A 15,097-nucleotide genomic window follows, 5' to 3' on the forward strand; every position below is an offset into this window, starting at 1 on the left:
GAGCACGTCTTTTGCGCCTCGATATCGTTAGGTATCGGTGCAAAATCGTCTTGAAAGGGAGAACATCATGAATGCCAAGGTCCTGCTTCTGATCGCCTGTGCCAGCCCTGCGACTGTCCTGGCGCAAGGTTGTGACGTCATCACCCGGTCCCAGAGCCAAGCGGTGCCGGAAATCGAAACCCGCAGTTGCTATGAGTACAAGGGTGTTCCTGCCGAAGCCATCGGCTGGTCGTGCAGTAACGAAAGCAAAGGCACGCTAAGCACCGAGAAGAAACCCGTCGAACGCTGCGCCGAGGGTTATGTAGCCACCTGCCAGGCGAGGCTGACCCAGGAGGCCCTGGCCAATCCCCGTTCCACCAGCAAGGACCGCAGCGGCAGCTCGGCGAATCTTCCAGACAATGCGCAGGTCACCCGGTACTACTACGGCGCAGAACAGCTTCAGCAAGCGAAAAAGGACTGCGAAACCACCGGCGGCCAATGGAAAAACCGTTGACCGGGGTGGCCCGCATGTCCCGATGTCAGCCCTTGCTGTGCTCGGGCGACGAAGGCGGATTCTTCATGCCTCGCGGCCCGGCCACACCCCAGATAATCAAGCCCAGCACCGGCAGGATGACCAGCAGCAATGCCCAGCCCGCCTTGGTCCCGGCCGATTTGTCGCTGCGAAAGACGCTGACGATCGCCCACAGATCCAATAGCAACACGATTACCGCAACCGCGATCCAGAAATAACTGGCTAGTTCAGACATGGCCTTATCCTCTTGTCAGTCTATGGATTAGGCATGACCGCTGCGGGACCGTTCAAAGAATCTGCCTGTTACCTGCGGCGAGAGGCGATGCAGCTACGCGCGTTCATTCAGATAGGCGACCCATTGCTCATAGGCCTCATGTTGGCGCCGGACGGCCTCATCCCAGGCAGTCCCGGACATCTGATGGACACAGATCAGCGCCATCATTTCTGAGGTCGCTGTGTCGAGCTCGACTAAAAGTTCGTGGGATTTGATTTTGAAGTCTTCAACGGTGGTCATCTCTTCTCGCTCCCCCATTACCGGGACCGGATCGTCCACCCAACATTGATACGTTTTTCAGGCGCTGATTCATTTTTTGCGATGACCGGTCGATGCCGCGCAACACCGATAGCCATTGGAGAAATAAACGCAGCCTTTCATGGCAGCCCACGGTCCCAGCGGTATGAGCCGAAATACTTTTTGAACGTGCGGATGACGCAAGGCTCAAATATTGCAGTTATATTGCAATTTAATGACAGTCAGTAATTGGGCAACGTTTATGAAAATTCGAGCGACCGTCATTTGCGAAGAAAACCGCCACATCCTCCTGGTCCGTAAGCCCAAAAGCCGCTGGGCCTTGCCTGGCGGCACCGTCGAGCGTGGCGAGACGCATGCCGATGCTGCCTTGAGAGAACTGGCGGAAGAAACCGGACTGAGCGCCGAAAACCTGCTCTACCTGATGCGGGTCAGCGATGGCGACACCGAACATCACGTCTTTGAGGCTTCGGTCAACGACTCGAAGGGCGCCAGGCCGCAGAATGAAATCAGCGACTGCCTGTGGCACCCCCTGGATGCCCTCGCCCAATTGCAGATGAAAAAAGGCATGCGGGAAATACTCGAGGCGTTTCGGCGCAGGTTGTAAAAACCCGGCACAGCGGCCGGGTCCTGTGAAGCCCTTTGCAAACTACTTCGCCCCGCCATTCTGGCGGTTCGTCTGGGCGTCCTGATCGGATCCGGGGTTTCCCGGTGGAGGATTCCAGTCTTCCGGCCTCTCGCCAGTGCCCTGCTTTGGCTCGGATTCAGCTTGTTCAAGACCGGAATCATGACCTTCGCCAGTCTCAGGCGTCTTTTCATCAGGTCCCGGATATGGCGCTTCTGGACCGTTGTTGTCGATTACCATGATGTGTCTCCCGTTCTGGAGCGCAGGATCTGCGCCTACCTGTGAGAGGGCCCGCTCGGGCAGGAAGTGCTATGGCGTCGACGAGCGGATGAAAAACGGCTGGTCGGCCTGATGCTGCTCACTCTCAATGGAAACGACAGACCCGTGGCGAGGGAGCTTGCTCCCGCTCGGCTGCGAAGCAGTCGTAAGCCAGCGGATGCGGTGTCAGACGCTCCGTGCTTGGCAGGTTTTGGGGCCGCTTCGCGACCCAGCGGGAGCAAGCTCCCTCGCCACGGGTCTGTGGTGAACTTGGCTGGTACACGCCAAGCGCTTGCTGAGCTGATAGTGTGAAGTGGCATCGAGGAGATGGGCGGGGCGATCACGTTGATAATTCATCACCTGCACGGCCTTGGCCCAAGCGGCGCCCTCCCCTTACTGACACCTCACGATATCGCCGTCTGTGGCGCGGAAGCTTGAAAACTTAAGGGTGCGCGAGGTGCTACGGATCGGAACTAGCCGCAAGCCGGAATAGTTTGTTCCAGCACTTTTTTCAGAATGCCCATGAATGTTTTAACGCTCATCAGGCTATCGAAATCGCCGCTGGGAATCTCGTAGTTATCCGCTAAATCGCCGTTACGATCCACATTGAATCGGGATATCTCGCTCTCTTTGCCAGCAAGATTGGGAATGGTGACCACGACCTCAAGTCGTCCCCTGCCGTCGATTACAAGAGGGCTTATAAGCAACGAAAAAGGCTTACCCAACACCGATCCAACGAAGCCGCGCTGCTCAGGTAGATGATCGATAGTTACCAGTTGACCGTATTTACGATCCGCGAGATTCTTCCAGTGATCTAACCGATCAAGAAAGTTAGTTCTCGCATGAGTTATGTCTCTGGCAGCTTGCCCAAGGTAGCTGCCGAAACTGTCGGGGTCTTGCTGAAAATCCATTTTAAATCCTCCCGTTTAATTGTCTCGCTCGACTGGGCAAGAACGTAATCCCCCAACCCAAAAAAAATTGCCACTGGGCGCAGCATCAGGCGGTTAGGGGCGCGGAACGTCCTCATCCACTCGCTCCCCGGTGCTCGTGTCGACAATGATAATGTCCCACCAGGTGTCACTGGGGGCGGTTGTAAGCTTGTATGAGCGACCAGCGACAAGATCAACATCTCGGAGCTTTCGATCCAAAGAACTGGCAGTGCCTACCCAATACCTGAGTTCCAGTCGATGCCTACCCGCAGTGAGTCGATATTCTGTTTGGGTAGCGAGTGCGAAATTGGTTTTCCTGCCGTCAACAGTGGCAATGAACAGTGACTTGTTGGTTAGGCCGATACGCGCAACGTCAGAATCCGGCAACCCTTCAGCTGCTTTTTCGGTGTAGGAGATACAGCCACTGGTGGCAGTAACCATCAGGGCAATTGCTAAGACTCGTAATGCCCGTGCTTTTGACATCTCTGCATCCAGAACCATGTGGAATGAACGCAGCATTCAACCCCAAATCCAATCAAATTGCCATCACCGGTCACGGGAGGGCGGCGCCATCTCGACAACAAGCGCGAACTGAAACCTGATCGTGTTTTTGATGAATCCGCCGGCGCCACTGAAAACAATCGAGCCGCTCCACTTAAGGCAGTACCTTTCCTGGCGGAAGGCTGCGCCGATCAGAGCGAACCGTGAGAAGGCTTTGCTCAGTGCGATATGGAACTTCGCCAGGGATAAAGGCGGTCGTTATGACCGAACGATGCATCCACAACCGGATAGGCAAAAAGGTATCGCCACCAAGTAATTGCGGACCATCGTCAAATTGCGGACCAGAAACGAAAAAGGGCTTGCCTCAGCTTTCGCTCGCAAACCCTTGATCTTGGATGGTGCCCGAAGCCGGAATCGAACCGGCACGCCCTTACGAGCGGGGGATTTTAAGTCCCATGCGTCTACCAGTTTCGCCATTCGGGCGGTAGCGCGGTCAAGCCGGGTGAAACTGTAAGATATGCATCTGACAGGATCCAGGCTGGTGCAACAGAGCGGGAAATATATACATCCCTCCCCTGTGAAGCAAGGTTGGCATTGGCCTTTTCAAGACAAAACCTTTCCTTGCCTGGAAATAAAAAAGCTCTGTAGATCAATAATCTACAGAGCTTTTAAAAAGTGGAGGCCGAAGTCGGAATCGAACCGGCGTAGGTGGATTTGCAATCCACTGCATAACCATTTTGCTATTCGGCCTCAAGACGCCTGATGCACTACAACCACATCAACCGCATACAAACTGTATCGGAGCCCAGTTCGCTTACAGCGCTCTATCTCCTTGAAAACATTGAAGTTTTTTACGCTCCGATGCATTCGATGGGCGCAATTATGTACTCATTTGCCCAGGCTGACAACCCCTTGATTTCAAAAAAAATTTACCTGACGGCCAGGCCAAAGCGGCTTTTCCACGGGGTAGCGCAACGAGCTGGACCCTTGTCCTCCTGCTCATCGGGAAACCATCGACTTAAACGGAACAACCTCCTTCACCCTCGGTTCATTCGTTATGTCGTCCTTGAATCAGTAAAGGAGAACCATCATGACTGAACGCCCACAACTGGTGGCGAGCCGGGCTCCGGTGCCCACGCCTTCGCATCCCAATCTCGGCAAGCCGGAGCGCCTGATGTCGCTGGCGGCCGGTTCATTGTTGATCGCCAACGGCCTGCGCCAAGGCGGCCTCAAGGGCTGGCCGCAGGTATTGCTTGGCGCGTGTGCTGCCTGGCGTGCCTATTCCGGCACGTGCCGGGTCAAGCGGGCGCTGACTCATAGTCCGTTCGAACAGACCTTCGAACAGGATCGTGACTGGGGCGGCAGCAAGGCGATTTCCCGCAGCATCACGGTCGGCAAGCCCAGGGAGGAAGTGTTCGCGTTCTGTCGCGACCCCGCCAATCTGGGTGCGCTAATGCCTTGGATCGACGCCATCGAGCAGACCGGCGAACGCAATTATCGCTGGGTCGCCCATGGCCCGATGGACAAGACGTTGCACTGCGACCTCGAACAGTGCGAGCCCAAGGAAGACCGCAAACTGCACTGGATCGCCGGGCCGGACACACGATTCAAGCACGATATCCAGATGCATTTCAGCGATGCTCCGGGCGGGCGCGGTACGCAGATCAAAGTCATTGTCGCTTGCCAGACGCCGCTCGGCGCGGCTGGCTACGCGCTGGCGGCGGCGATTTCCCGGTTTTCGGACAAAGCCTTGTTGAATGTGCTGCGCAGCATCAAGCAGCAGCTTGAAACCGGAGAAGTCAGCACCAACAAGATGCGCCCGGAGCAGACGCAGGACTTCCTCTTCGTGCACCCCGCCAACAGCGCGACCCAGGCACCCGCCAATGACTCATCCACTGACAAGCCCGAACTCAACGGAGGAACCGTCTGATGCGCGCATTGACTTGGCAAGGCCCCAACAAGCTTCAGGTCGAGACGGTCGACGACCCGTCCATCCTCAACCCTCGTGACGCCATCGTACGGGTGATCCTGTCCTCGGTGTGCGGCTCGGATTTGCATCTGCTGGGCGGGTACGTACCGACCATGCAGGCCGGTGACATCATTGGTCACGAGTTCATGGGCGAAGTGGTGGAGACCGGATCGGCCGTCACCCAGTTCAAGAAAGGCGACCGGGTTGTCACGGTGTCGATTGTCGGCTGCGGAGAATGCGAGCATTGCCAGCGCTCGGACTTTTCCTGCTGTGACAACTCCAATCCGAACCCCACGGCGACAGACATTGCCTACGGCCAACCGGCGTGCGGCATCATCGGCTACAGCCATGCCTTCGGCGGTTATGCCGGCAGTCATGCGACCTATATCCGCGTGCCCTACGCCGACGTCAATCTGTTCAGCATTCCCGAAGGCGTCAGCGATGAGCAGGCCGTGTTTGTCTCCGACGCAGTGCCTACCGGTTATTTCGCCGCCGACAACGCCGACATTCAGCGCGGCGATACGGTAGCGGTCTGGGGCTGCGGCGGGGTCGGGCTGATGGCAATCACCAGTGCCTACCTGCTGGGCGCCGAACGGGTGATCGCCATCGACCGTTTTGCCGATCGCTTGCGCCTAGCCGAGGAAAAAGCCGGGGCCATCGCTCTCAACTACGAGACCACCGATGTGCATGCCGCCTTGCTGGAGCTGACCGGCGGCCGTGGTCCGGATCGCTGCATCGATTGCGTCGGCATGGAGGCCCACGGCACCGAAGTCGATTATTTCTACGACAAGACCAAGCAGATGCTGCGCCTGCACACCGAGCGCGGAACCGTGCTGCGCCAGTCGATCCGCGCCTGCCGCAAAGGCGGGACGGTGTCGGTGGTCGGGGTCTATGGCGGCTTGCTGGACAAATTCCCGATGGGCGCGATCGTCAATAAATCCCTGACCCTGCGTTCCGGCCAGCAACCGGGCCAGCGCTACGTGAAGCGCTTGTTCGAACACATTCAGAACGGTGAGCTCGACCCGTCCTACCTGCTGACCCATCCCATGGGGCTTGAGCAGTCGGTGGACGGCTATGGGATGTTCAAGGAAAAACGCCAGGATTGTTTACGGGCGGTATTTCGGCCGGAGTGAAGCTCGTGGCGAGGGAGCTTGCTCCCGCTCGGCTGCGCAGCAGTCGTAGATCGGCGGGCGCGGTTTGCCTGATGCACCGTGTCGGGCCATCTGGGGCCGCTGCGCAGCCCAGCGGGAGCAAGCTCCCTCGCCACGAGAGCGAGTGCGCGCCAGCGGCGGGATTGATTGTCGGAGCATTTTCCCCTTGCCCCGATCGACGCACTGGTGGATAAGACACAGCTTTGTCGCCTTGCGAATGTGTCCATGCCCCGTATAGGTCTCCCCCAGGCTTCCAGTGTGCGCCTGCTCGTCTTCCTGCTGTTCTCCATCCAGCTGGTTTCCATGGGCGCGATGGAAATGAGCGGGCCGTTCTGGCCTGTGCATTTGCGGCAACTGACCAGCAACGACGCGCTGTTCAGCTTTGCCAGCACGGCGGTGTATGTCGGCCCGATGCTGGGCATCATCCTGACCAGTGCCTTCTGGGGCCGGATCGGTGATCGTTACGGTCACAAGCTGATGATGATCCGCGCGCTGGCGGGGCTCTCGTTGACCCAGCTCGGGCTGGCATTGAGCAGCGATATCTGGACGATCCTGGTCCTGCGTTTCCTGCAAGGCGCCTTTGCCGGTTATATCGCGCCGGCCCAGGCCTATGGAGTGAGCATCGAGGCACCGTCGCGGCGGGCCAGGCTGTTTGCGATCCTGCAGATTTCCACCAACGTCGGTTCGTTGCTCGGGGCGGTGGTCGGCGGGCTGATTCTCGATCATGCGACGTTTTTCTGGATCAACATCGTCGCCTCGGGCCTCTGCGCCGCATGTACCGTCGTCGCGGCGCTGGCGTTGCCCAACGTGGCGCCAGTAAAAAAAGCACCGCTGGCAGGCAAGCCGCCCCTGCCGCCCAGGCTGTTCGACCCGGCGATCAATTGGCTGCTGGGCATCATGGGCCTGCTGCTGCTGGCGCGAATGCTGCCGCAGACTTCGTTTTCCTTGTACGTGGGGGCGACCTTCGAGGTCAGCAATGCCATGGTCGGGCTTTGCTACGGCTTGCTAGCCCTGGGCTTCATTCTTTGTGCGACGTCCTGGTCGCGCTACTTCGAACGGCGCAACCCGGCGCAAACGCTGCAGGCCATGGCGAGCATTGTCATCGGCCTAGTCATCGTCACCGCCGTGGCCGGCCTGACGCGCCAGCCGGTCGTCTTCGCCCTTGCCTATTTGATCTGGGGCCTGCTGTTGGGCGCAACCACGCCGGTGCTGACGGCGCTTATCTCCAGAAGCGTCGACAACAGTCGCCAGGGCCAGGTGCTGGGGTTGGCCCAGGGCGTTTCACAGACGGCATCGATCATTGGCATCTCCCTTGGCGCATTGCTCAGCCAGGTGTATGGCCTGAAGCACATTTTCCTTTATGTCTGCCTCGCCTACGCAATCGCACTGGTGCCGTTGATGCTGCTGCGCCACAAACCACTCGGAATGGCCGACAGGGCTGGCGAATAGCGACACAAACCAAAATGCCCGCCTATCAACCTTGCGCGGCACTGAGCGCCTCCACTACTATTGGGAATAATTCTCACTATCAAAAAAATACAACAGCCATGAGCGATCCAGGGTCAGCGGTCAACGATTGTCACCTGCGCACCGTCGCAGACCTCTACAGCGGACACCATGGCTGGTTGTACGCCAGGCTTTATCGAAAACTGGGCAATGCGCTGGACGCCGCCGACCTGGCCCATGACACGTTCATTCGCATCCTCGCCTCGAAGGTGGCGGTGATCGAGGAACCGCGTGCGTACCTGAGCTGCGTCGCCGGGGGCATCCTGGTCAACTGGTTCCAGCGCAAGGCACTCGAACGCGCCTACCTCCAGGCACTGGCGACATTGCCCGAGCCCGAGGCGCCATCGCCCGAACGGCGCTTGCTGGTGCTCGAGACACTGCATGAAATCGACGCCATGCTCGACACCCTGCCGCCCTTGGTAAAGCGTGCGTTCCTGCTGTCGCAGATCAACGGCTTGAAATATGACGACATCGCCACGCAACTCGGCGTTTCGCTGATCACCGTCAAGCGCTACATGAAACAGGCTTTCCTGCACTGCCTGATGCTGGTGGACTGAATGCCCGCCCATGACCGCCACGCCCTCGACCCGACCATTCTCAACGAAGCCGCCGACTGGCTGATGCGCCTGAGCGAAGGCAGCGTCAACGACGCCGAACGCCTGGAGTGGGAACGCTGGCGTACCAGCAGCCCGGCCCACCGCCAGGCCTGGGCGCGGGCCGAACTGCTGCTGAGCAAGCTGCAAGGCTTGCCGCCCGCGCTGGCGATGCCGGCGCTGGACCGCCCGAGCAATCCGGCGCGCCGTGCCGCCATGGGCAAGCTGGCCGCCCTGCTCGCCCTGGCGCCATTGGCCTGGGGCAGCTGGAAGCTCAACGACTGGCAACAGTGGACCGCCGATTACCGCGCTCCGGTGGGCGAGCGGCGCGACCTGACCCTGACCGACGGCACCCGCCTGACGTTGAACACCGACACCGCAATCGATGTGTTTTTCGACGAACACCAGCGCCTGCTGCTGTTGCGCCGAGGCGAAATACTGGTCCAGACCGCAGCGGACCCATCAGCGCTCGCCCGGCCATTCCGGGTGCAGACCGACGAAGGCCGGATGCAGGCGCTGGGGACGCGCTTCAGCGTTCGCGAAGACACCGGCCATACCCGCCTCGTCGTGCTGGAAGGCGCGGTGCGCATCGAGGTCAAGGGCATCGGCGAGCAAGTGGTCGGGGCTGGCCAGAGCAGCGGTTTTACCGCCCGGGGCATCGACGCCCTGAAACCTGTCGACAAGTCGGTGCTGGCCTGGACCCAGGGCATGCTGATGGCCGACAACATGCGCCTGGCGGATTTCGTCAACGAACTGAGCCGTTATCGCAACGGCGTCCTGCGTTGCGACCCGGCGATCGCCAACCTGCGGATATCCGGCGCCTTTCCCCTGAACGACAGCCGGCAGACCCTGAACATGCTCGCCCGAACCTACCCCATCCGCGTCACATCCCGCCTGGGCGATTACTGGGTCATGCTGGCGCCGGCTTGAGCCCTGAAAAAATAATCGGGCGGGGCTGATACTTTTTTCAATCCTGGCTGGCTTAGAGAGCAAACCCTCTGCACAGGATCACCCCGCCATGCCCGTTGCCCGCCCCCTGCGTTCGGATCGCAAGCTGAATCTGGCGATTCGCAGTGCCATGCTCAGCGTTGCACTTTCCACCTTGAGCCCGTGCACCTGGGCGGCACCGGGCGCGCCGCTGGACAACGTTGCCAGCCAGTCCTACAACATCCAGCCAGGTCCCTTAGGTGCCACGTTGTCGGCGTTCGCCGTGCAGGCCGGCATCGCATTATCGTTTGAACCCTCCTTGACCCAAGGCTTGAACAGCCCGGGCCTTTCAGGGCAGTTCACCGCGCGTGAAGCGTTTACCCGATTGCTCGCCGGCAGCGGCCTGGAGCTGGTCGCCCGCGACGATGGCAGCTACACCCTGGAAAAATCCGCCGGCGACGGTGGGCTAGCCCTGGCGCCAACCACCATCAATGCCGCCGAGGTGCGCCCCGGGGATTTGCCGGCGACCTACAGCGGTGGCCAGGTGGCCCGTGGCGGCCGGGTTGGCCTGCTGGGGAACAAGGACCTGATGGACACGCCATTCAGCGTCAGCAACTACACCTCGACCCTGATGAAGGACCAGCAGGCCGTGACCGCCGCCGACGTGCTGGAGCGCGACTCCTCGGTGCGCTCCACCGGCCAGACCGGCGGCATCGTCGATTCGTTCTTCATTCGCGGTTTCCCGGTGGGCGAAGGCAATCTGGGTGAGCTGGCGTTCGACGGCGTGTACGGCGTGGCGCCGAACTACCGGGTGTTCACTGAATACGCCGAGCGCATCGAGGTCATCAAGGGCCCGGCTGCGCTGCTGTACGGCATGTCGCCCAACAGCGGCGTCGGTGGCGTGATCAACATCGTGCCCAAGCGCTCGCTGGACCAGGACCTGACTCGCGTTACCGCCAGCTACGCCATGGACACCCAGGCAGGCGGGCATGTCGACATCAGCCGCCGCTTCGGCGAGGAACGCCGCTTCGGTGTGCGCATCAACGGCAGCCTGCAGGGTGGCGACACCGCGATCGACAAGCAGTCCCGGGATGTCGGCATCGGTGCGATCTCCCTGGATTACCAGGGCGACCGGTTCAGGACCAGCCTGGACCTGATCAGCCAGGAAGAACAGTGGGACGCACCCTCCCGGCCGTTTGCCATCGCCAGCGGTGTCGAGGTGCCTTCGGCGGCCAACGGGCGCAGCAACGTGACCCAGGAATGGGGCTGGTCCGAAACCCGCGACAAGTCGGCGCTGCTCAGTGGCGAATATGACCTGAGCGACAACCTGACGGTATTCGGCCACGCCGGGGGTGGCAAGTCCGATGTGGCACGACTGTCGGACCAGACCCCGACGATCCTCAACAGCGCCGGCGACACCCGCTCGATACCGGGCTACTACAAGTTCGAGGTGGAGCGTTACACCGTCGATGCCGGTGCCCGTGCCCGCTTCGAAACCGGTCCGGTCAGCCACAGCGCCACCTTGCAGGCCAGCCGCTATCGCGATGAATTGCGCCGAGGAATCAATTCCGGCGCCCCGGTCTTTTCGAATATCTATCACCCGGTGGCGCGCGACAAACCGTCCATCGCCTCGCCCGATGTGGCGAAGGTCTCGGATACCGAGCTGTCCGGCGTGGCCCTGGCCGATACCTTGTCGATCCTCGATGAACGGGTCCAGGTAACGCTTGGCCTGCGCAAGCAGAGCATTGAATCAAACAACTACAACACTCTGGGAAATGTCACCAGCGCCTATGACGAAAGCGAAACCACGCCTTTGTTCGGCGCGGTGGTCAAGCCCTGGGAACATGTGTCGTTCTACTACAACTACATCGAAGGCCTGAGCAAGGGCGACACCGCGCCGGCCACTGCGAGCAACTCGGGCGAAATCTTCAAGCCCTACATCTCTCGCCAGCAGGAGGTCGGGGTCAAGGTCGACTACGGCACATTCACTTCGACCCTGGCGCTGTTCCAGATCAAGAAGCCCGCCGGCGAATTGACCAACGGCACGGCCGGTGGCGTGTATTCGGTCCAGGGCGAGCAGCGCAACCGCGGCATCGAACTGAACATGTTCGGCGAACTGCGCGAGGGCACGCGTCTGCTCGGTGGCGTCACCTTGCTCGACGGCGAACTCACCAAAAGCGGGACCGCCGCCAATCGCGGCAACAAACCGGTGGGCGTGCCCGAAGTGCAGGCCAACCTCTGGGCCGAATGGGACACCCCCTGGGTCCAGGGCCTGACGTTGACCAGTGGAGCGATCTACACCGGCAGCCAGTACGTCAACCAGGCCAATACCCAAGAGCTCGATCCGTGGACACGCTTTGATGCCGGCGCCCGCTACAGCACGGTACTCGATGGCCGGCCGACCACGCTGCGCGCCACGGTGCAGAACGTGTTTGACCGGGAATACTGGTCCGGCGTGGCCTCCTACGGCGCGTTCTCCCAAGGCGCGCCACGCACCCTGTTGCTTTCAGCGACGGTCGACTTCTGATTGCGCCTCGCCCCAACAGCGCGTGCACCGCTGGCGGGGCGATCCCTGACAAGGTTCCAACCATGCAGATTCAATCTCTGACGCGCTCATCGCTCATCGCCTGGCTGCTGGGTGCTGCCACCCTGTTGCTGAGCGGCCTGTGTTTTTCAGGCACATCGCCTGTCACCACAACCACCGTCACCGACTTGCTCGGCCGCCAGGTCCAGGTGCGCGTTCCGGTGCAACGGGTCATCCTCGGCGAAGGTCGCCAGTTGTACCTCGTCGCGGCACTCGACACCGACAACCCGATCCGCCGCATCGTCGGCTGGCGCAAGGACCTGATCCAGTCCGACCCGGACACGTACGGCGCCTACCTGCGGCGGTATCCGGCAATTGCCCGGATTCCGACCTTCGGCGGTTTCGAAGACGGCTCCTTCGACATCGAGCAAGCCATCAGCCAGCAACCGGACGTGATCGTCCTGAACATCGAGGCCCAGCACGCCACCGAAGACGCGCGCTACATTGAGAAACTCGATGCATTGGGCATTCCGGTGGTCTACGTCGACTTTCGCAACAACCCGATGCAGAACACCGAACCGACCATGCGCCTGTTTGGCCAGCTGTTCGGCGAAGAGGCACGCGCCGAGGCGTTCATCGCCTTTCGCAACCAGCAGATCCGTCGCGTCACCGATGTGATCCAGGCCCGCCAGCCGCCCCGCCCGAAAGTGTTCATCGAACGCATCGGTGGCTACACCGACGATTGCTGCCTGAGTTTCGGCAACGAAAATTTCGGCCGTTTCGTCGAGCTGGCCGGGGGCCGCAACATTGCCAGCGCAATCATTCCCAACACCTTTGGCCAGTTGAACGCGGAACAGGTGATCGTCGCCAACCCGGAACAGGTGGTGGTCACCAGCGCCAACTGGGAGGCCTTTGCGCCGGGCGGGCACTGGGTCGGTGTCGGGCCCGGCGCCGATCTGGCCGAGGCGCGGCGCAAATTGCAGTGGTACACCACCCGCCCGGCCTATGCCGGGATCAAGGCTCAGCAGACCCAGGGCTTTCATGCCATCTGGCACCAGTTCTACAACAGCCCTTACCAGTTCATCGCCATCCAGCAACTGGCCAAGTGGTTCCATCCAGAGCTGTTCACCGACCTGGACCCCGACGCGACGTTTCGCGAGTTCCACCAGCGCTTCCTGCCCGTGCCCTATGAGCCAGGCTATTTCGTCAGCCTCAAGCCCGCGCAGGCCCAACCATGAATGGCCGTATCGAGGGTATCGCCCTGGGCACGATTTACCGCGAGCAGGTCTGGCGCAAACGCTTGATCCTGATCGGTCTGGCCCTGTTGCTGTTGTTCAGCGTGCTGCTCGACCTCGCCCTCGGCCCGGCCAGCTACAGCCTGGATGAAGTGCTGGGCGCGCTGTTCTCTCCGGATGCCGCGGCGCCGCAAGTGCGGGTGGTGATGTGGGATATCCGCCTACCGGTGGCGCTGATGGCCGTGGCCGTGGGCGCCGCGTTGTCCCTGGCCGGCGCCCAGATGCAGACCATCCTCAACAACCCGCTGGCGAGCCCATTCACCTTGGGCATCTCGGCGGCGGCCAGTTTCGGCGCGGCCCTGGGCTTGGCATTCGGCGTGGCCCTGGTGCCGGTGATCGCCCAATACATGGTGCCGCTCAATGCCTTTATCATGGCGATGCTCTCGGCGCTGCTGATCCATGTCCTGAGCCTGCGCCGAGGCATGTCCAGCGAAACCATCGTGCTGCTCGGTATCGCCCTGGTGTTCACCTTCAATGCGCTGTTGGCGCTGGTGCAGTTCTTCGCCACCGAGCAGGCCGTGGCCGCCGTGGTGTTCTGGACCATGGGCAGCCTGACCAAGGCCACCTGGCCGAAACTCGGCGTGATCTGCCTGGTAATCCTCGTCACCTTGCCGATTTTCGCCCGCCGCGCCTGGGCCATGACCGCCCTGCGCCTGGGGGATGAAAAAGCCGCGAGTTTCGGCATCAACGTGCGCAAGTTGCGCTTGCAGACACTGGTCATGGTCAGCCTGCTGGCCGCGTTTCCAGTGGCATTTGTCGGCACCATCGGCTTCATCGGCCTGGTGGGGCCGCACATCGCCAGGATGCTGATCGGCGAGGACCAGCGTTTCTTCCTGCCGGCCTCACTGCTGACCGGCGCGCTGATCCTGTCGGCCAGTTCGGTGGTGAGCAAGACCCTGATACCCGGGGCGATCTTCCCGATCGGCGTGGTCACGTCGCTGATCGGCGTGCCGTTCTTCATTTCTCTCATTCTGGGCGGCAGGAAACAGTCATGGTGACGATCGAGCTGCAAGGTGTCGGCGCTCGTTATGGTCGTCGGTCGATACTGGACGGGATCACTACGCCGGTGCTTACGGGTGGCGAGGTGGTGGCGGTGGTAGGGCCCAACGCGGCCGGAAAATCGACCCTGTTCAAACGCATCGCCGGCCTCATCGACGGCCCCGGCCATGTTCGCCTGGAAGGCTCGCGCAGGGGCCAGCAGGGCATTTGCTACATGCCGCAGAACCTCAACGCCAACGCCCGGCTGACGGTCTACGAATCGGTGCTGCTCGCGCGCAAACAGCAGGCGCCCGGCTGGACAGTGCAAGCCGATGAGCTGGAAGTGGTGGACCGCATCCTCGCGTCCCTGGGCATCAGTGATTTGTCGTTTCGCAACCTCGGTGAACTGAGCGGTGGGCAACAGCAACTGGTGTCGATCGCCCAGACGCTGGTGCGCGAGCCCGAAGTCCTGTTGATGGACGAACCCACCAGCGCTCTGGACATGCACCGCCAGGTCCAGGTACTGAGCTTCATGCGCGCCCTCGCCCGCCAACATTCGATCATCGTGTTCATTGCCATTCACGACCTGAACCAGGCGTTGCGCTTTGCCGACCAGGTGCTGGTCGTCGCCGAGGGCACCCTGCAAGGCTGCGGCCGAAGTGAAGAAGTGATCACCGAGCAGATGCTGCGCAACGTGTACCGGGTCCAGGCCCGGATCGAACGCTGTTCAAGGGATGAGCGGCACATCATCGTGGACGACGTGGTTTGAGTGGGTAGCGTGGCGAGGGAGCTTGCTCCCGC

At 61.0% G+C, this 15,097-nt stretch carries 16 protein-coding genes and 2 tRNA genes; 11 read left to right on the forward strand and 7 right to left on the reverse strand.

The annotated features are described in order from the left end of the window. The first annotated feature begins 67 nt into the window (after positions 1-67). Positions 68-493, forward strand: a complete 426-nt coding sequence (locus tag M1E16_RS16150; protein ID WP_458127859.1) for a hypothetical protein — start codon at positions 68-70, stop codon at positions 491-493. A 25-nt stretch (positions 494-518) separates the two neighbouring features. Here M1E16_RS16150 and M1E16_RS16155 read toward each other — a convergent pair whose 3' ends face one another. After that, on the reverse strand, positions 519-746 hold the full coding sequence (locus M1E16_RS16155; protein ID WP_434601000.1) for a PLD nuclease N-terminal domain-containing protein: 228 nt from the start codon (positions 744-746) through the stop codon (positions 519-521). 93 nt (positions 747-839) lie between these two features. After that, positions 840-1,025: a hypothetical protein gene (locus M1E16_RS16160; RefSeq protein ID WP_434630485.1), complete on the reverse strand. Its 186-nt coding sequence runs from the start codon at positions 1,023-1,025 to the stop codon at positions 840-842. A gap of 259 nt (positions 1,026-1,284) precedes the next feature. On the opposite strand from M1E16_RS16160, the gene M1E16_RS16165 reads away from it, so the two are divergent. Next, entirely contained in the window at positions 1,285-1,647 is a 363-nt protein-coding gene (locus tag M1E16_RS16165; RefSeq protein ID WP_434573765.1) for an NUDIX hydrolase, read from the forward strand. A gap of 42 nt (positions 1,648-1,689) precedes the next feature. Here the strand turns inward: M1E16_RS16165 and M1E16_RS16170 are convergent, their stop codons facing one another. The 5 genes from M1E16_RS16170 to M1E16_RS16190 all read right to left on the reverse strand — a co-directional run bounded on the left by M1E16_RS16170 (position 1,690) and on the right by M1E16_RS16190 (position 4,103). Further along, positions 1,690-1,905 carry a hypothetical protein gene (locus M1E16_RS16170; RefSeq protein ID WP_305500591.1) on the reverse strand — a complete coding sequence of 72 codons (216 nt, stop codon included), beginning with the start codon at positions 1,903-1,905 and terminating at the stop codon, positions 1,690-1,692. Positions 1,906-2,396: 491 nt separating this feature from the next. Continuing rightward, complete coding sequence (locus tag M1E16_RS16175) at positions 2,397-2,834, reverse strand: hypothetical protein (protein ID WP_458127860.1); 438 nt, start codon at positions 2,832-2,834, stop codon at positions 2,397-2,399. Positions 2,835-2,927: 93 nt separating this feature from the next. Continuing rightward, positions 2,928-3,371 carry a hypothetical protein gene (locus M1E16_RS16180; RefSeq protein ID WP_434573760.1) on the reverse strand — a complete coding sequence of 148 codons (444 nt, stop codon included), beginning with the start codon at positions 3,369-3,371 and terminating at the stop codon, positions 2,928-2,930. Positions 3,372-3,749: 378 nt separating this feature from the next. Continuing rightward, positions 3,750-3,836, reverse strand: a tRNA-Leu gene (locus M1E16_RS16185). A 193-nt stretch (positions 3,837-4,029) separates the two neighbouring features. Further along, positions 4,030-4,103 (reverse strand) — tRNA-Cys (locus tag M1E16_RS16190). 340 nt (positions 4,104-4,443) lie between these two features. Here M1E16_RS16190 and M1E16_RS16195 point away from each other — a divergent pair. The 9 genes from M1E16_RS16195 (at position 4,444) to M1E16_RS16235 (ending at position 15,065) form a co-directional block, all read left to right on the forward strand. After that, complete coding sequence (locus M1E16_RS16195) at positions 4,444-5,283, forward strand: SRPBCC family protein (RefSeq protein ID WP_458127861.1); 840 nt, start codon at positions 4,444-4,446, stop codon at positions 5,281-5,283. Further along, positions 5,283-6,455, forward strand: a complete 1,173-nt coding sequence (locus tag M1E16_RS16200; RefSeq protein WP_458127862.1) for a zinc-dependent alcohol dehydrogenase — start codon at positions 5,283-5,285, stop codon at positions 6,453-6,455. Before M1E16_RS16195 ends, M1E16_RS16200 begins: the two co-directional genes overlap by 1 nt. A gap of 243 nt (positions 6,456-6,698) precedes the next feature. After that, the gene (locus M1E16_RS16205) at positions 6,699-7,922 is read left to right on the forward strand and encodes an MFS transporter (protein WP_458127863.1); all 1,224 of its coding nucleotides are present in this window, start codon (positions 6,699-6,701) and stop codon (positions 7,920-7,922) included. Between the two features lie 98 nt (positions 7,923-8,020). After that, positions 8,021-8,536 (forward strand): sigma-70 family RNA polymerase sigma factor, encoded by a 516-nt coding sequence (locus M1E16_RS16210; protein WP_305500585.1) that lies wholly within the window; start codon positions 8,021-8,023, stop codon positions 8,534-8,536. Then, entirely contained in the window at positions 8,537-9,502 is a 966-nt protein-coding gene (locus M1E16_RS16215) for a FecR domain-containing protein (protein WP_458127864.1), read from the forward strand. A gap of 88 nt (positions 9,503-9,590) precedes the next feature. Then, a complete protein-coding gene (locus tag M1E16_RS16220; RefSeq protein ID WP_458127865.1) occupies positions 9,591-12,026 on the forward strand; it encodes a TonB-dependent siderophore receptor in 2,436 nt (811 codons plus the stop codon). A 62-nt stretch (positions 12,027-12,088) separates the two neighbouring features. Then, positions 12,089-13,261, forward strand: a complete 1,173-nt coding sequence (locus M1E16_RS16225; protein ID WP_458127866.1) for an ABC transporter substrate-binding protein — start codon at positions 12,089-12,091, stop codon at positions 13,259-13,261. Then, entirely contained in the window at positions 13,258-14,316 is a 1,059-nt protein-coding gene (locus M1E16_RS16230; RefSeq protein WP_458127867.1) for a FecCD family ABC transporter permease, read from the forward strand. Before M1E16_RS16225 ends, M1E16_RS16230 begins: the two co-directional genes overlap by 4 nt. Then, a complete protein-coding gene (locus M1E16_RS16235; protein ID WP_458127868.1) occupies positions 14,310-15,065 on the forward strand; it encodes an ABC transporter ATP-binding protein in 756 nt (251 codons plus the stop codon). The genes M1E16_RS16230 and M1E16_RS16235 overlap by 7 nt, the downstream gene beginning before the upstream one ends. The last annotated feature ends 32 nt before the right edge of the window (positions 15,066-15,097 follow it).

Source organism: Pseudomonas sp. Z2-11, from assembly GCF_054161305.1.